Origin of the sequence: Clavibacter lycopersici (assembly GCF_003576405.1) — a bacterium.
In the GTDB taxonomy this organism is placed as follows: domain Bacteria; phylum Actinomycetota; class Actinomycetes; order Actinomycetales; family Microbacteriaceae; genus Clavibacter; species Clavibacter lycopersici.
The window spans coordinates 1-874 of record NZ_QWGT01000455.1 but is presented as its reverse complement, the minus strand read 5'-3'; the positions used below and the strand labels follow the sequence as shown (position 1 = coordinate 874).

Annotated in this window: 1 protein-coding gene and 1 pseudogene; one reads left to right on the top strand and one right to left on the bottom strand. The window is 78.5% G+C overall.

All coding sequences use genetic code 11. The features are described from left to right. Positions 1 to 229, top strand: a pseudogene (locus tag DZG00_RS15910) (FAD-dependent oxidoreductase); the annotation flags it as partial. Here DZG00_RS15910 and DZG00_RS15905 read toward each other — a convergent pair. Next, a partial coding sequence (locus tag DZG00_RS15905) for a UbiA family prenyltransferase (protein WP_119455845.1) occupies positions 222 to 874 on the bottom strand: 653 nt, incomplete at its 5' end. The pseudogene DZG00_RS15910 and the gene DZG00_RS15905 overlap by 8 nt on opposite strands.

Below are 874 nucleotides of genomic sequence, written 5' to 3'. Positions count from 1 at the left end.
CGGCGTGCCGGACCCGACGCGCCTCGCCCGCTGGGAGCGCGACCGCCTGCGGAGCGCGCGCCGGGCGGCCGTGCAGTCGGAGATCAACACGGCGCTCGGCCGGCCCGTCCGCGGGCTCACGCGGCTCGTCCGCGACGCCGGTCTCCGCGCCGTGCTCGCCTCACCCGCGGCGGCCGGGCTCGCCTCCGTCTACGCCATGGGACGGGATAGGGCCGCGCGCGTCAGGTGAGGCGGGTCGCGTTCAGCGCGACCTGGGCGACGAGCAGCAGCGACGCCGCCATGATCAGCTGGAAGAGCAGGCGCCCGGGCGGACGGGTGACGACGCGCCGGGCGCCCCAGGCGGCGATCGCCAGCGTGACGACGAGCCCCGCGACCGCGAGCGGCGTGACGGCGTGCGCGGGATCCGCGAGCACCGGCCCCGCCATCGCGACGATCGCGCCCACGGCCAGCGCCCCGAACGCGACGAGCCCCGACGGCACGCGGCCGAGGCGGTGCGGCAGACCGCGGACGCCCGTGCGGGCGTCGTCCTCGAGGTCGGGCAGCACGTTCGTGAAGTGGATGGATACGCCCAGCACCGCGCCGGTCGCCACGGCCCACGCGGCGGCCGGCACGGGATCCGCGGCGCCGAGGGCGACCACCGTCGGCAGGATCCCGAAGGCCACGACGAACGGCACCACGCTCACGGCGGTCCGCTTGAGCCCGGCGTTGTAGGCCCAGCCGGCGCAGACGAGGACGGCGTGCGCGAGGAGGAAGGCGGGCCCGAGCGCGGCCGACGCGACGAGGCACGCCGCCGCCGTGCCGAGGGCGGCCGCGCGCACCAGGCCGACCGTGATCTCGCCGCGCGCCACGGGCTTGTCGGCGCGGGCGACGCTGC